Below are 14,129 nucleotides of genomic sequence, written 5' to 3'. Positions count from 1 at the left end.
TCCGGGGTGGCCGCAAGCCGCAGCGCACCAGCGCGCTCGGAATAAGCCGCCGATCATGCCAGGTCTAGCGCTCGTCGATCCGGACTGTTGACGCTACGGTGAATCGCCGCGCGCACGCCGTGCCATTGAAACCGGCGTATCCATGGCTTTTCCGCCATCCGCCACCAGTTCCTGCTGTGCGGCCGCCTTGGCTTTCCGACGATCGGCCGATGCCTTGGTGCGCGCCGCGCGAATTCTCGACGCTCCTGCGAGATCGAGATCGAGCTCGTCGCTATAGAGGAGTTCGCCGTGCTGGATCACAAATGGCAGCGGAATCTTGGGGTTGTTGATGTCCCTTCGACTCTGTGACCATTTTTCTTCCCATGCGGCAAAATAGGGTTCGAGTTTATCCGCCGGCATGAAATAGGCGCGCCGCATCTCGATGCCTTCGTAGATTGCGAAGACCCAGCAAACCTGCCGATATTTGTTGATAATCGGAATATTGATGTGATGGTTGGTCGAGAAGCTCGAGGTCAGCCAGATGTTGACGCTCTTGAGCTCATATTCGCGGCCCTCGACATCGACCGCATCATTGCCCTCGCGCCCCGGAATGCCTTGGAGGTTGAGCGCAAGCAGCATCTGGAGAATCTTGCCGCCATTGTCCTGAAAGACATCATCGATGCCATGCTCGCTCGCGAGCGCCTGAAATTCGCGCACCGCCGGCATCAGCCGCTCGAGCTTTTCCCAGTCAGGATGACGCGCCATCAGGAAAGCAATTCCGCAAGCGTCAGGCCGAGCGCGTGGGCAAGCTTTTCGAGATTGTCGATGCCGACATTGCGCTCGCCGCGCTCGATACCGCCGAGATAGTTACGATGCAGACCCGCAAGATCGGCGAGTGCTTCCTGGCTCAATGAGCGGTCGGCTCGCAGCTTTCGCAGATTGCGCGCGAGGCGAAGTCGTGCACTAAGGGATTCGTCGCTCGTCACGCTGGTTAGCGTTGAACGGCGACCACTATGAGTCTACACACTATCGGTGTGATGGAGAATGTTGTTGCCGATCCTGGATGCGTTGCCCGGTTTGAAACCCGCTTATCATGTCGGACATGGTGCGGCTTATTGCGGCGATTCCCGTGAGCTTCTGGCAGCGCTGCCCGACGAGAGCCTCGACCTCGTGATGACATCGCCGCCCTTCGCCCTCCAGCGGCAGAAGGCTTATGGCAACAAGGACCAGGCCGAATATCTCGACTGGCTGATGGATTTCGCTAGGCTCGTCCATGCGAAGCTCAAGCCCACCGGCAGTTTCGTGATGGATGTCGGCGGCGCCTATCAGAAGGGGGTGCCGGCGCGCAGCCTCTATCATCTCCGGCTCCCGATCCGCTTCTGCGACGAGATCGGCTTTTTTCTGGCTGAAGACTTCTACTGGTTCAACCCGGCGAAGCTTCCGAGCCCGATCGAATGGGTGAACAAACGCAAGATCCGAACGAAGGATTCGGTGAACAATCTCTGGTGGTTCTCGAAGACCGAGTGGCCGAAAGCCGACGTACGCAAGGTGCTGGCGCCCTATTCGGACCGGATGAAGAAGCTCATCGAAGATCCCGCTAAATTCTATACGCCGGGCATGCGCCCATCGGGCCATGATATCAGTGCAGGGTTCGGCAAGGATAATGGCGGTGCGATCCCTTCGAACCTCCTGCAAATTCCCAACACGGAATCGAACGGCGACTATGTGGCCGGCTGCAAACTTGTCGGCGCCGACCGCCATCCGGCCCGCTTTCCCGCGAAGCTGCCCGAATTCTTCATTCGCTTTCTGACCGATCCCGGCGACATAGTGCTCGACATCTTTGCAGGTTCGAACACGACCGGGGCCGTCGCGGAGGCGGAAGGCCGGCGCTGGCTCGCTTTCGAAGAGCGCGCCGACTATCTCGCGGCGAGCATTTTTCGCTTCCTGCCCAAGGACACGCCTGCCGACGAGCTTCTCGCGGCGCACGGCCGCGTTGCTGCAGGCGAAAGCGTCGACCTCGGCCAGTATCTGCCGCAAGCGAATCTCTTCGCTGCCGAATAAGTTCGGCTAGATCTTGCGCGCTTCGAGACGTCCTGTTTTGCGATCGACTCCATAGCCCGCGTCGCGAAGCGCGATGAGAACATCGCTCAAATGGAGTTCGTCGAGCAAAAGATGTGCCTCGATCGCCTGGTGCAGAATGACGGCATAGAGGTGGCTTGGCGTCGGGAGCGCATCGTCTTCGATGCGCGCAATCGCGGTACGGATCATGGCCGCCGCGTCGGCCTTGTCCCGTTGTGCTGCCTCCGCCACGTCGGTTGCGTCGGGCTTTTGCACCGTGATGATGAGATCGACGGTCGCGACGCTCTCGGTTCCCGAACTCAAACCCTTGACCGAGCGCTGCCCCTTGTCGAGGGTCGCGACATGCACGGGCGCATCGACGAAACCGGCATCGCGGAGCGCCCGCTGCACGAGACCCCAGATACGCCCATTGTTGTTGCCAAAGACGACCGACAGGAATCGCCCCGGTCGCAGTACGCGATGGGCCTCGCTGAAAGCACCTCGAAGCAATGCCTCATAACGCTCGGTGGCGCCGACCTTCTTGGCACCGCTGGTGTGCACGACCGCCTCCGACGCATTGTCGGTGGCGCTGCCGAGCCAGGCTTCGTGAAAGAGACTCATGTCGCTGTAGAAGATGTTCGAACCGAAGGGCGGATCGGTAAAAATATAGTCGATCGATGCATCGCCGAGATGCGCGAGGCGATCGGCCGACGCGAGGCTATAGGATACCGGCTCGGCCTTTGCCTCGCCACGCAGCCTCGCAAGCTCGAGATCGGCGCGAGCTGCGGCTTCGACCTTGCGCGCGAAAAGCTCGAAGATGTTCCACTCATAATAGACGGGCGCGATATAATAGGTCTGGTTCTGCGCATTGAGCGGCCGCTGCGCGCTCCATTGATAGCGCCGCGACGCGCGCGGAAGAATGGCCGTAAACGCAAAGCGCAGCTTCTGGCCGAGCGCCGCATCTTCGATGCGTTCGATCGCACGCCAGAGCTCGAGCAGCGCGATGGCGTTGCGCGCCGAGAAGAAATCGGCGGTTCGCGTGAGGCCTGCCTTCCCGAGCCCTGAACGGCTGAACATTTCGCGGTCGCGTTCGATCGAATGCGAGGGCACCTCTGCGAGCCGCGGATCCGCCCCGGCAAGCGCGATGCGGGCTTCGTCGGCGGCCGCAACCGGCTGGGCGACTTGCTTGCCCGCCATTCCATCGACGACCACTTCAACGGGAACATCCTCGCCCCGCGTCCAGCGCCGCCGCTCGAACGGTCCTTTGCATGCGGGGCATTCGGTCGGTGCGGCCTCGCCCTTGGCGACCCGCTCGAAATAGACGAGCGGCGCATCGCAGCTCGGACAGATATAAGTGAAGGACCAGACGGTGCGGACGAGTTCGATATCGGCGCCGTCCGCAGCGCGGCGGGTCCGGTAGAAATCACCGATCTGGGCGCGCGCTTCGGCCATGACGGCGTCGCCCGCCTTGCGCAGCGCATCTGCCGGAACTGGTGCCAAGTAGCCGTCGCAGATATGTTTGCCGAGGACTGAAATATCGCTCATCGCGCCGCGCCGACCGCGCGAGCGCGCCGCCAATCCGGTCATGCCCGAGCCTGCAAAAATGTCGGCGACAACTTCTCCCGGCTCGGTGAAGCAGTCGATGAACGGCACTATCGCCGCGATCGGGACCTTCGTCAGATAGGCATGACAATTATAGACGGGATCGGTCCGCGGCGCGGTCACGACCGACGAAAGAGAGCTTAAATCGGGTTGCATAAAGGCTCCAGATGGGAAACGCAGAGTCTGTAGACCCATCGTTTACATCACCCTAGCTCTGGCGCAAGTTCGCAAAGAGGCTCGGCGTGGGATTGATCGATCCAAAAATCATTTTAGCACGCAATATCCGCCGATTGAGGCACGAGATCGGAATCTCGCAAGAGGAGCTTGCCGCCCGAGCGCAGCTTCATCGTACCTATATCAGTTCGGTCGAACGCCACGAGCGCAACGTCTCGCTCGAGAATATCTTTCGCATCGCGCAAGCGCTCCAGGTTCCGGCCCCAAGACTGCTCGAAGACGAAGAGGTCTGAGATGGGTTTCAAGGTCGACACGAGCTTCCTGCGTTTTTTGACGATGGGCGCGCTTGGCACACGGCAGGTCATTGCCGAGCTTACGGCTCTCGGTTTTGAGCCGGTCGAACTCGAACGCTATTGTACGTCGAACAAGATCTGGGCGACGAAAGTCAAAAGGCTCAGGCTTCCCGACCTTTTCTGTGTGAAGACCGGCCTCAAGGTGGAGGTGCGCGCGAAAACGAAGCTCGCCATCCGGATGAGCGATGCACCCGCCAATCCCGAACGCATATGGGACGCGGACGCCGACGACAGCGACATCGTCGCCCTCATCGCGTGCCCACCGGGCTCGGCGGGTCCAGTGCCAGCAACCCGCGCGGCTTATTTTGATGTCGGATCGCTTCGCCGTTCGGCGAACCTCTCCAAACTTGGCCCGGCCAAATCGGCTTCTGAAGGGGCCGAGCGCGATCGTACCTGGCCTGCGACCGTTCCGGCAAAACCGGGCCTCGTCCTCTCGGTTACCAACGACAAGCTTATCGTCGAGATCGACGGGAGCAAGCGGCGGCAGACGTACAGGATCGCGGGCCGTCACGCTTATGTGAAAGCGGGCGACCGCTTCGAGGCCGGGACGACATTTCTCGCCGGCGCGCCGGAGCGCATGGCCGACCTCAAGCGCTATCTGGCGCAGCGCTACGATCCTCTCGCGGCCCTCAAATCCAGTCGCGCTGCGGATCGCTACGCGGCTGCAAAGGCGCTTCGTTTCCGCCGCGACCTTCACAAAATGGGAACGCCGCTTCTCGAGGTCGCGCTGGCAAGCGAGCAAGATTCGCGCGTCGCGCTCGAGATGGCAGGAACCGCCATGGCGTTGAGGCTGAAAGCAGGCGCGGACAGGGTCGATGCTTTCCTCCACGGCAACGAACCTCAGCTCAGCATGGAAGCCGTCCTCATCCTCATCGAGATTGGCGACAAGGCTGCACAAGCCAAGCTGATCCAGATCGCTGCTGCCCCGGCACTAAGCGGCGACGAACGTCGGCAAGCCGCAATATGGGGTCTCGGCAAGGCGGGCGCCCGCGCCTATGGCGAGCTTGTCCCCTATCTTGCCGACGACGACGAGAATGTCGCTTTTCATGCCATTGCCGCATTTGGCGAAGATTGCCCTCCCCCGGTCATTGCGCAGCTCGTCAGCATGATCGAGCGGGGCGATCCCCGCCTTGCCCCGGCGGCATCGGAAGCGCTGCGCACGATCGGAAGCGAAGCAGTGGTCGATGCCCTTCTGGTTGCGATAAACCATCAGCCGCGTGCAAGGAAATGGGCGATGGCAACGCTCGGCCGCCTCGACCCCGACCTTGTTCGCGCGAAGCTAGCGGGCTCACCCCTTCTCGATGAAATCGAGCCGATGCTGCTCATGGCGCGTGGCGCCAATTGGCTGACCGGTGAGGAGGCCGCGTCGAACTTCGCTTTCCTGTCGAAACAGACGCTCTAAAGCCGGGCGTTGAGAACAAGTTCGAGAACTTGCGCCGCCGCTTTTAGCCGAGGCTTGCACATATGCGACGGCCGCCCGGCGGTGATGCCTCTATCAAATGGCCGGCGATCTGGCGACTGCGCGCGCAAACAATCGCTCTCGATTTGAGAGTTTCTGCGGTCTTTTGTTGCTCCGTCGCGGCGCCCCGCGATAATTTGTAGGCTCGCAAAGGAGAGCCTGATGAAGACGCAAGTCATTGGGATCGTGCTTCTCGGAACCGCGCTGGCGAGTTGCGGGAAGGACGAGCCGCGCCGCAAGCAGTATTTCTAGGCGCATCTCGACGAGGTGGGAGAGGTATATGCCGGATGCCAGGATAGCTCGGCCCGCGGCGGCGAATGCGACAATGCCGAGATGGCTGTGAAGCGAGCCGAGGCGAAGGGGCGGAGCAAGCGGTTTATCGGTGACGGGAAAGCCTATACGCCCCGTTGACCGCGGGGCGTAGCGCTACAGTCCGGCAGCCGAGCGCAGCCAGTCCAGTTGTTCCCGGCAAAGCCGCTCGATAATGTCGCGCAGGTTGCGCGCTGAGGTCGCGAGCGCTTCGAGGTCCTCTACGGAGATTTCGTAATTCGGCGAATATCGCGCCTCGACATAGGCTCGCTTCAACAGCTCGAAGCGGCGCCGATCCAATTTGGTGTCGCGGGGCCAGGCTTCGATGAGCTGAGGTTCGCGGTCTTCTGCGAGCGAGCGGAGGAATTTGATGTTGTGCGAGCGCGGAAAGTAGAAGGTATTCGTTAGCAGGTAGCATCCGTAGAGGCGTTCAACCGCCTGATGCAGGGCGAATGCCGCTCCTTTAAGCCACCCTTTGTCCTGTTTCGCTTTGTCGAATTCAAACGCGAAGGCCTCTAGTCGGCGTCCCGCCTCAGAGAAACCCTCATCAAAATATTCCCCCGCCATCTCGTACGCATCAGCCGGCGTCAGCGGCTTCGGGACCGCCAGCGGATGATTGGGCAAATCGTACAGCAATATGCCGTCGCGCAGAATATCGACCCAGAAATATTCGCCGCGGGTCAGCGCCTTGTTCACGTCGGCCAGCGTGTGGACGATGATGTTGAGCGTCCGGCCGACCTCGGGATCGCGAAGGATCTTGTCCTCGGCGATATACCAGTGGTCGGAGATATCGGTCAGGTCCTCATGGCTGACGATGACGAGCAGGTCGAAATCGGACTGATAGCCGTTCTCGGGCTCGTCGACCCAGTCGCTGCGCGCATAGCTACCGAACAGGATGATCTTCAGAATCTTGCCGTTGCGCTTTTCAGCCTTGGTCGCGCGCTCGATCGAACGCGCGAATTCCTCCATCAGCACATCCTTGATGCGCTGGAGTTCACCCTGCTGCCGCTGGGGAAGATGATCGATTTCAGTTTTCATTTCAGCCTGTGAATCTGGCCGACAATCAAGACTCTGGCAAGCCAAACTCGATTCATTCCGGACAGATCTGACTTCGATCGGGCCAGGCTGCGGCATAACGCTTGACTCGGCAATCCGGAAAAGAACAAATAAGGAACAATCTGCCGCCTGCCGAGTCCTGTTACATGATGCGCCACTCTGCCGCCCTCGCCGATCTGTTCGGCTTGCCGCTCCTTCCGGGCCTTGCCTACCGCGACGCGCTGATCGACGTCAGCGAGGAGGACGGGCTGATCGCGCATATCGAGGCCGCGGGCCTGACCCCGTTCCAGTTCCAGCAGTGGGAAGGAAAAAGGCTGACGCGCTCGTTCGGCTGGACCTATGATTTCCAGACCAGCCGCTTCGCGCCGGGGGAGCCGATGCCCGACTGGCTCGTCCCGCTCCGCGCTCGCGCCGCTGCGTTCGCCGGCATCGAGCCCGCAAGCATCGCGCAGGCGCTCGTCATCCAGTACGGGCCCGGCGCCGGCATCGGCTGGCACAAGGACCGCCCGGTGTTCGGCCATGTGATCGGCGTCTCGCTGGGGGCACCAGCGACGATGCGCTTCCGGCGACGCCGTGAAGGCGGGTTCGACCGCGCGACCACCGATCTGGCGCCGCGGTCGATCTACCATATGCGCGGCGAGGTTCGCGACGATTGGGAGCATAGCATTGCGGCGATGGACGCACCGCGCTGGTCGGTCACATTTCGGAGCCTCCGATAATGCGACAGGCTGCGCGCGCGGCGATTGATGTCGGCATGCAATGGCGGCACAAGCCGCGCATGTCGCACCGCCTCACCGCTCCGCTCGCCCTCCTCCTGTCGCTTGCCGCCTGCGTGCCGCAACCGGCCCCATTCGCCGCCACCTCGACGACCGCGCCGCCGCTCAAACTCGCCAGCTGGAACCTCGAGTTTCTGGCCGAGAAGGACGGCGTCGGCTGTGCGCCGCGCGCGCCCGAAGATTATGCCGCGATGCGCCGGATCGTCGACGCGCTCGACGCCGATGTCATCGCGTTCCAGGAAGCCGAGAACCCGAAAGCCGCGGCACGCATCTTCGATCCGGCGCGCTTCACGATCGTGATGGAAGCACGGCCCGGGAACCCGAGCGGAACCTGCGGTGGCAAGCATCCCGAGCAGCAGGTCATCCGGCAGGCGGTCGGCTTCGCGATCCGCAAGGACATCGCCTTCGACCGCCATGCCGATGTGACCTCGCTGATGCTCGGCAACCCGCAACTCCGCTCGGGCGTCGACATCACGCTGCGGCCGCGCGGGCTTGCACCCATAAGGCTCCTCTCCGTCCACCTGAAATCGGGATGTTTCTCGGGTGCCGAGGCCAAGGCTTGCCCCGTGCTACGGCAGCAGATCCCGGCGCTCGAAAGCTGGATCGATGCGGCCGCGAACGGCCCCGACCGTTTTGCCGTCCTCGGCGACTGGAATCGCCGCCTCGCGCTGCCCGGCGATGCAGTCTGGCAGGAGATCGACGATAGCGAGCCGGCGAACGCCGACCTCCGCCTCGCCGACGAAGGAACACCGCCGCGCTGCGATCCGCGCTACGACAGCTTCATCGACCATATCGTCCTCGACCGCCGCGCCGCTGCGGCGATGGGTCCATTCGAAGAGACCATCTACGCGCCGGACGAGAAACATCATTCGGACCATTGCCCGGTCTCGGTCACGCTGGCGGACTAGCGCCCCGTAAGGAACCATATTGTGGGCAAAGAGATGCTGGCCGCGCTCCAGCTCCTCGTCGAGCGCAAGGAAGTCGGCAAGTTGTTTGCAGCACGACAACACAAGTGACGGCATTGCGGTCGCGAGCCGAGTGTCTCGCGCACGCAATGCCGTCGAGTTACGGCCGAACGGGTCGCATGTTCGGCCGGCAATATGTTCTTGGAGAGCCCCCCTCCCCACCGGCGCAACGCGGCGCCGATGCAGGCCCGATAGGAGCCTCACTTCCGTTACGGAAACAAGAGATTTGACGCGGCTTGCAAGCTGAACTTTCGTGGCTTTCCGCAACCGATCGCCGAGGCTCGCGATCAGCTGATCGTGGGGCCGCCGCGGCCGCGTCCGATCGTCCAGCTGATCCCGCTCTCGCGGACGAGACCGCCGACCTCCTTGCCGACATGGCGGTCGAGCACCGGCTTCCAGGGAACCAGCGAAAATTGCTTCGCTTTCTCGACGAGCGCATAGCGCCCGCCGGCGGTATCGATCCGCCGCGCGAGCCGCCCCTCGACCCGATCGCCTTCGCCCGTCTCTACGAACGCCTTGCCAAGCTCGGCCGAGAGGCTCCGCGCGAGCCGCAACAGCTCGCGACGCTGCAGCGCCGCAAGCGCGCCGCGGCGATAGGCGATTCCCTCGCCCGCGACGTCGGCGAGTTCTTCGTCGATCAGCCATTGCTGGCGAAGCGCCATCGCGGTCCGGACCTCGCGCCCGAACCCCTTGTCGCGCGCGGGCAGCGGGCGACCGCTCGACGCTTCGCGGTCGAGCCAGGTTACCGCTTCGGCGCGCGCGAGACGCTCGACCGGCACCGGCGACAGAAGCTCGACCGCGACGGGCCGATCGCGCGCCAGCATCGCGGCATAGGCTTGGGCGCGGTCGGCATGGTCGGGTGCGATCGGCCAGCTGCCGTCCGCCGCCCGCTCCACCAGGCCCTGGCGACGCATCGCCTCGAGCCGCCGGATATGCGTTTCGATAAACGCCGGGCTCGCACGGCTGTCGAACCGCCGGTGCGCGGCGGCATCGTAGCGCCCGCCGTTCGCCGCGGCGACGTCGGCGATCGTGCGGTCGACCGCGCGGATCGCTCCCGCCGCCGGCACGATCCGTATGATCGCGCCTTCGGCCAGGCTCTCGACGCCGTCGCCCTTGCCGATCGCGACATAATGGCTGCGGCCGTCGACGCCGTCGACGATGAGGAAATGCCGGTCGGCGAGCTCGTCGTCGAGGCCGCGCGCGACGAGGCGCCCGACGAGCGCTTCGGTGAGCGGCGCGCGGCCGTCGTGGACGACGCGATCGACCGGCGGCGCCGCGCGCGACCGCGCGGTCAATTCGCGCTGCATCGTGCGGATGATGTCGCCGCGCTCGCCCATTTGCGTCAGCGTCTCGCGCAGGTCCTTCGCAAGCCGCCATTGCCCCGGCGCGATCTCGTCGGCGAGCCCCATCGCGCCAAGCCTTTGCAGGCGTCCGGCGCGCAGCGACTGCAGCGTCGGATCGCGATCCTTCGCCATCACGAGCGGGCTGCGTTCGGCCTCGCGCAGCAGATGCCGGTCGGTCTCGGTGAGCCGATCGGCGTCGATGTCGCGCCGCATCCGGGTTTCGATTTCAAGCTGCGTCTTCGGCCCCAGATCAAGGGTGGCAATCTCGCTCGCGCGGGCGCGCAATCCGTGCGCGATATATTCGCGGGCGATGACCAGATTCTCGCCCCGGTCATCCTTGCCGCGCAGCATGATATGGCTGTGCGGATGGCCAGTGTTGAAATGATCGACCGCCACCCAGTCGAGGCTGGTGCCGAGATCCTCCTCCATCTGCGCCATGATCCGCCGGACGAAGGGCTTGAGGTCGGGGTAGAGATCGCCTTCCTCCGCCGACACGATCAGGCGGAACTGGTGACGGTCATCGGCCGCGCGATCGAGGAAGGATTTGCCGTCGGCGACCTCTTGCCCGGCGCTATATAATTCGCCCGGATTGCCCTCGCGCGTGACGCCGTCGCGCTGGATATATTTGAGATGCGCCCGCGCCGCGCCGACGCCTTTGCCGCCAAGCCGCACGAGCCGCGTCTTCACGATCACCCGCCGCGCGGAAAAGCGGTCGCCGGGGCCGCGCGACGACAGCAAACGTCCGATCGCCGCCCCGCGCCCGATGCGGCTCCCGTCGAAGCGCGCGCGGCGCTTCGATGTCGCGGTGACCGCGACCGTCCCGGCAGCGAGGATGCGGCCCAGATATTTCCCCGCCCTTTTGCCGCGGGTGCTGCGCATCTTGCCGAGCCGCGGCTCGAAATCCTCTTCGCCGCCGCTCATCGCCCTCGTCCGGCGAAAATCCCGCAACAATTGGCTGAAATCCGGGGATTATCGCCCGGAAATCCCGGGGACAGCAACGCTGCCCCGGACAAAAAGGATGTGCAGACAAGGAGATAGCCCCCCTTGCGGGGCTGTCCCTTTATCTTGCCATCCCCCCATTCGCGCCCTCCCATGCCTTTCTCGCTTGTTCCTCCCCTCTCCCCGGCGAGCAAAAAAATAGGGAGCAGCGCCGCACCGGCGCCGCTCCTATCGATACCCGCGATAAGGTCAATGCGCTGCGGCCAGCGCCCTGTCGGCTTCGCTGCGGCTTTCGAAATGCCGCACCCCGAGCAATGCCTGCACCGCGCCCAAGCTGTCCACGACCACCACCGCCACATAGGGCACCTCGTCGAGAATACCGCTGACCGCGACCCGATCGAGCAGGTCGCCGGCCTCTTCATCGAGGCTCTCCCAGCTTCCCAGCCAGCGCATATTCGCGCGCGCCTCCCAGTAGAAATCCGCGCCTTCGGCTTCGACAAACTTGCGCGCCAGCCCCTCCGCCGCGTCTCTTCCCAACGCGATTTCCAGTCCGGAAACCAGCCGTTCGAACACGCTTTCGGCTGCGCGATTGATCGAAAGATCGAGCATGACATCCTCCTTGAAACGAACGTTCCCAATATCGGGAACGACGGTCCAGGGACGGGCGGCGGCGCGGCTGTCAGGGCCGCGCGGGCGAAGCCCGTGCGCCGCGAAGCGGCGGCGGAGGAACCGATTTGCGAAGCAAATTGGAGGGGCCGCCGGCCTTGCACAGCCGCGCCGCTGCCCGTCATACTTGGCCTTGCCGAGACGAGCCCCCGCACCCTTTCGGCCCCGCGCATCGCCGCTTACTCGCGCCCCGCCGCGCTATCGTGGCGCAGAAGGAAGATCGGATCGACGGGCGCCACCGGCATGGCCGCTTCTGCATCCGACCCGGCGGCCCGCGGGGCGGCAGCGGCGGAGGCTGTGACAACCGGGCGACCGAAGCCCACCGACGCCGACACCGGCGCGGGTGAGAAAATCACGCGCGCCACGCTCGCCGAGGCCACCGCGCGCGCGGGCGCCACACTATCGGCGCCGTTCGCACGCCCGACTATTTTGGCGACATAGTCGCGCGTTTCGCGCGGCAGCGGCCGCCCGCGCGCGACATATTCACCATAGCGACCGGGACCCGCATTATAGGCAGCGAAGAGCCCGGGATAACCGAAGCGGTCGTACATCGCGCGAAGATAGGAGGTGCCCGCCAAGATATTGTCGCGCGGGTTGTGCGGATTGCCACCGAGGCCATGGGCGGCGCGAAGATCGGACCAGGTTCCCGGCATGATCTGCATCAGTCCCATTGCGCCAGCATGGCTTGTGGTCGGCCTGCCGCCGATCTCGGTACGCCCCGCGCTTTCCGCCGCGATCACCGCGAGCACCCATTCCTCGGGAAGGCCGAAGCGTGCCGCCGCCTCGGCGGCGAGCGGACGCCATCGCTCGACCTGCTGCGCCGAAACGCCGGACGGCAGGCTCAACGTCAGCCATGCGAGCGCCGCGCCAAGGGCCCTTAACGCGTCCATATCAGCCGCGCCTTGCCGATGACGTCCGGCGCCCTCGTGACGCCGAAATAGCGCCCGTCGAAGGAATCGGACGCGCCCGCCATCAGCAGAAAAAGCTCGCCCTTTCGCAGCGCACGGCATCCCTCCCACCATGGCAATATGCGCCCCGCCCCGTCGCGCGCGCGCCGCGTCACCGCAGGCATGAAGTTGATCGAAATCATCTCGTCATGGGCGCAGACGATATCGCCCTCGGCGGCGACCGCGCGCTTCACGAGCGGCACGTTGGACGGCAGATAGTGGCGCCGCGCGGCAAGTGCACGCCATGGTTCGGGGGTGCGCGCGAGGACCATATCGCCCGCGATCGCCGCCCGGCCGCTGCGCTGGATGACATAGAGGCCGATCGGGGCGCTCGCGCTCGCATTCCAGACGAAGATCGGTCCCGGCATCATCAAAGTGCCGACGACCAGACCGGTCAGGAAACCCGTAGCGGCAAAGTTGCGGACCCTTTTGCGGAACGCGCGATCCCCCTGCCCGATACGCTGCGCCACCTCCCATTCGAGCAGCGGCAGCGCCTTCGGCACAGGCGCTTCACGCCTTCTCACGGCGGCCTCCGGCATCGGTCAGGGCTTCATGGGCACCATCCGCGGACCGCACGTCGGGGTCCGAAGCGGTCGACCGCGACCAGATGATCAGATCGTCGACATGGTAGCGAACGAAACGGCAGTGTCGCCGATAGGGCGGGCCCTCGGCGCGGCTGCGCATATATTGGAGCTTGCGCGCGGACAGGCCGAGATAGGCCGCCGCCTGCTCGGTGTTGAGGAAAGGCGTTCCCTTTCGGGCCGCGCGCGCACGGGCAATTTCATCATCATCATTTGCCATGACCCTCATGTCTCCTTCGAGCTATGCCGCGCCGCCAGCCATGCGGCGGCATGCCGGGGGATGCGCCCGGCGCCGCTTCCCGGAGAGGCTCGAAGAATGACCCGGCGAAAAACGAGCCCCCGCGCCGGAAACGGCGCGGGGGCGAGGCGGGGTGGAGGTCAGTCGGCGGGATTCCAGATCAGGGCGTAGCTGTCCTCATCGTCCTGCCCGGCGGCGCGCCCGAGGTTCGCGTAGAGCCGGCGCGGACCGAATTCGGGCGCGGCGAGGCTCAGCGAGACATAGGGTTCGCCCGATGCCTGTCCGGTGCGGACCCACGCGGCGCCGATCTCGACATTGTCCGAGAAGACCCGGAAATCGGGCTGGGCGTCGCCATTCTTGGTCCGGTTGACCCGGATTTCGATCTCGGCGCGGATCGAAAGCGTCTTGAGCTGGCCGCGATATCCGTCGGACATGTTGCCGTTCACAAAGCCGATTGCTGCCATGGTTCGTCTCCTTGAAATGCACCGCCGGGACCATCCCGGGGCGTGGCGGACGACGAGGACGGGGCATCAGGCGGCGGCGCACCCGGAGGGCCGCAGCGCAGCGGAGGACGGGCGCGCGCGCTATTTTGGGTGCCCCCGGGCACCGGCGCGAGGAGCCGGCGCAGCCGGCGGGGAAAATAGTGCGAGCCGCGCCCGTTGCGCCGCCGCCGCCCCGTACCAG

General features: G+C 64.4%; 15 protein-coding genes. 5 read left to right on the top strand and 10 right to left on the bottom strand.

The genetic code is table 11. The features are described from left to right. Positions 1 to 93 precede the first annotated feature (93 nt). Both AC1RRJ_RS00700 and AC1RRJ_RS00695 read right to left on the bottom strand, forming a co-directional pair. A complete protein-coding gene (locus tag AC1RRJ_RS00700) occupies positions 94 to 744 on the bottom strand; it encodes a hypothetical protein (RefSeq protein WP_493119776.1) in 651 nt (216 codons plus the stop codon). Beyond that, entirely contained in the window at positions 744 to 965 is a 222-nt protein-coding gene (locus AC1RRJ_RS00695) for a helix-turn-helix domain-containing protein (RefSeq protein WP_493119775.1), read from the bottom strand. The genes AC1RRJ_RS00700 and AC1RRJ_RS00695 overlap by 1 nt, the downstream gene beginning before the upstream one ends. A gap of 64 nt (positions 966 to 1,029) precedes the next feature. Between AC1RRJ_RS00695 and AC1RRJ_RS00690 the strand changes: the two genes are divergently transcribed. Then, on the top strand, positions 1,030 to 2,040 hold the full coding sequence (locus AC1RRJ_RS00690; protein WP_493119774.1) for a DNA-methyltransferase: 1,011 nt from the start codon (positions 1,030 to 1,032) through the stop codon (positions 2,038 to 2,040). A 6-nt stretch (positions 2,041 to 2,046) separates the two neighbouring features. On the opposite strand, the gene AC1RRJ_RS00685 is transcribed toward AC1RRJ_RS00690, so the two are convergent. After that, complete coding sequence (locus AC1RRJ_RS00685; RefSeq protein ID WP_493119773.1) at positions 2,047 to 3,762, bottom strand: DNA methyltransferase; 1,716 nt, start codon at positions 3,760 to 3,762, stop codon at positions 2,047 to 2,049. Positions 3,763 to 3,881: 119 nt separating this feature from the next. Here AC1RRJ_RS00685 and AC1RRJ_RS00680 point away from each other — a divergent pair, with 119 nt between their 5' ends. Both AC1RRJ_RS00680 and AC1RRJ_RS00675 read left to right on the top strand, forming a co-directional pair. Continuing rightward, the gene (locus AC1RRJ_RS00680) at positions 3,882 to 4,106 is read left to right on the top strand and encodes a helix-turn-helix domain-containing protein (protein WP_493119772.1); all 225 of its coding nucleotides are present in this window, start codon (positions 3,882 to 3,884) and stop codon (positions 4,104 to 4,106) included. A gap of 1 nt (position 4,107) precedes the next feature. Beyond that, positions 4,108 to 5,568, top strand: coding sequence for a HEAT repeat domain-containing protein (locus AC1RRJ_RS00675; protein WP_493119771.1), 1,461 nt, complete (start codon positions 4,108 to 4,110; stop codon positions 5,566 to 5,568). Between the two features lie 483 nt (positions 5,569 to 6,051). On the opposite strand, the gene AC1RRJ_RS00670 is transcribed toward AC1RRJ_RS00675, so the two are convergent. Beyond that, a complete protein-coding gene (locus AC1RRJ_RS00670; protein WP_493119770.1) occupies positions 6,052 to 7,068 on the bottom strand; it encodes a HEPN domain-containing protein in 1,017 nt (338 codons plus the stop codon). A gap of 68 nt (positions 7,069 to 7,136) precedes the next feature. Between AC1RRJ_RS00670 and AC1RRJ_RS00665 the strand changes: the two genes are divergently transcribed. Together AC1RRJ_RS00665 and AC1RRJ_RS00660 are read left to right on the top strand one after the other, a co-directional pair. Beyond that, on the top strand, positions 7,137 to 7,709 hold the full coding sequence (locus tag AC1RRJ_RS00665) for an alpha-ketoglutarate-dependent dioxygenase AlkB (RefSeq protein WP_493119769.1): 573 nt from the start codon (positions 7,137 to 7,139) through the stop codon (positions 7,707 to 7,709). 59 nt (positions 7,710 to 7,768) lie between these two features. Then, on the top strand, positions 7,769 to 8,674 hold the full coding sequence (locus tag AC1RRJ_RS00660) for an endonuclease/exonuclease/phosphatase family protein (RefSeq protein ID WP_493119768.1): 906 nt from the start codon (positions 7,769 to 7,771) through the stop codon (positions 8,672 to 8,674). 344 nt (positions 8,675 to 9,018) lie between these two features. On the opposite strand, the gene rlxS is transcribed toward AC1RRJ_RS00660, so the two are convergent. The 6 genes from rlxS to AC1RRJ_RS00630 form a co-directional block, all read right to left on the bottom strand. Further along, the gene (rlxS, locus tag AC1RRJ_RS00655; protein WP_493119767.1) at positions 9,019 to 10,995 is read right to left on the bottom strand and encodes a relaxase/mobilization nuclease RlxS; all 1,977 of its coding nucleotides are present in this window, start codon (positions 10,993 to 10,995) and stop codon (positions 9,019 to 9,021) included. A gap of 267 nt (positions 10,996 to 11,262) precedes the next feature. Continuing rightward, positions 11,263 to 11,622 (bottom strand): hypothetical protein, encoded by a 360-nt coding sequence (locus AC1RRJ_RS00650; RefSeq protein ID WP_493119766.1) that lies wholly within the window; start codon positions 11,620 to 11,622, stop codon positions 11,263 to 11,265. A 236-nt stretch (positions 11,623 to 11,858) separates the two neighbouring features. Beyond that, entirely contained in the window at positions 11,859 to 12,569 is a 711-nt protein-coding gene (locus AC1RRJ_RS00645) for a lytic transglycosylase domain-containing protein (RefSeq protein WP_493119765.1), read from the bottom strand. Beyond that, the gene (locus AC1RRJ_RS00640; protein ID WP_493119764.1) at positions 12,557 to 13,150 is read right to left on the bottom strand and encodes a S26 family signal peptidase; all 594 of its coding nucleotides are present in this window, start codon (positions 13,148 to 13,150) and stop codon (positions 12,557 to 12,559) included. The genes AC1RRJ_RS00645 and AC1RRJ_RS00640 overlap by 13 nt, the downstream gene beginning before the upstream one ends. Continuing rightward, a complete protein-coding gene (locus AC1RRJ_RS00635; protein ID WP_493119763.1) occupies positions 13,137 to 13,427 on the bottom strand; it encodes a helix-turn-helix domain-containing protein in 291 nt (96 codons plus the stop codon). The genes AC1RRJ_RS00640 and AC1RRJ_RS00635 overlap by 14 nt, the downstream gene beginning before the upstream one ends. A gap of 158 nt (positions 13,428 to 13,585) precedes the next feature. After that, complete coding sequence (locus tag AC1RRJ_RS00630; RefSeq protein ID WP_493119762.1) at positions 13,586 to 13,909, bottom strand: DUF736 domain-containing protein; 324 nt, start codon at positions 13,907 to 13,909, stop codon at positions 13,586 to 13,588. Positions 13,910 to 14,129: the final 220 nt, after the last annotated feature.

The organism is Sphingopyxis sp. GW821-FHT12C06 (genome assembly GCF_058807415.1).
The sequence above is the reverse complement of the archived record's forward strand: the minus strand, read 5'-3'. Positions and strand labels throughout refer to the sequence as shown.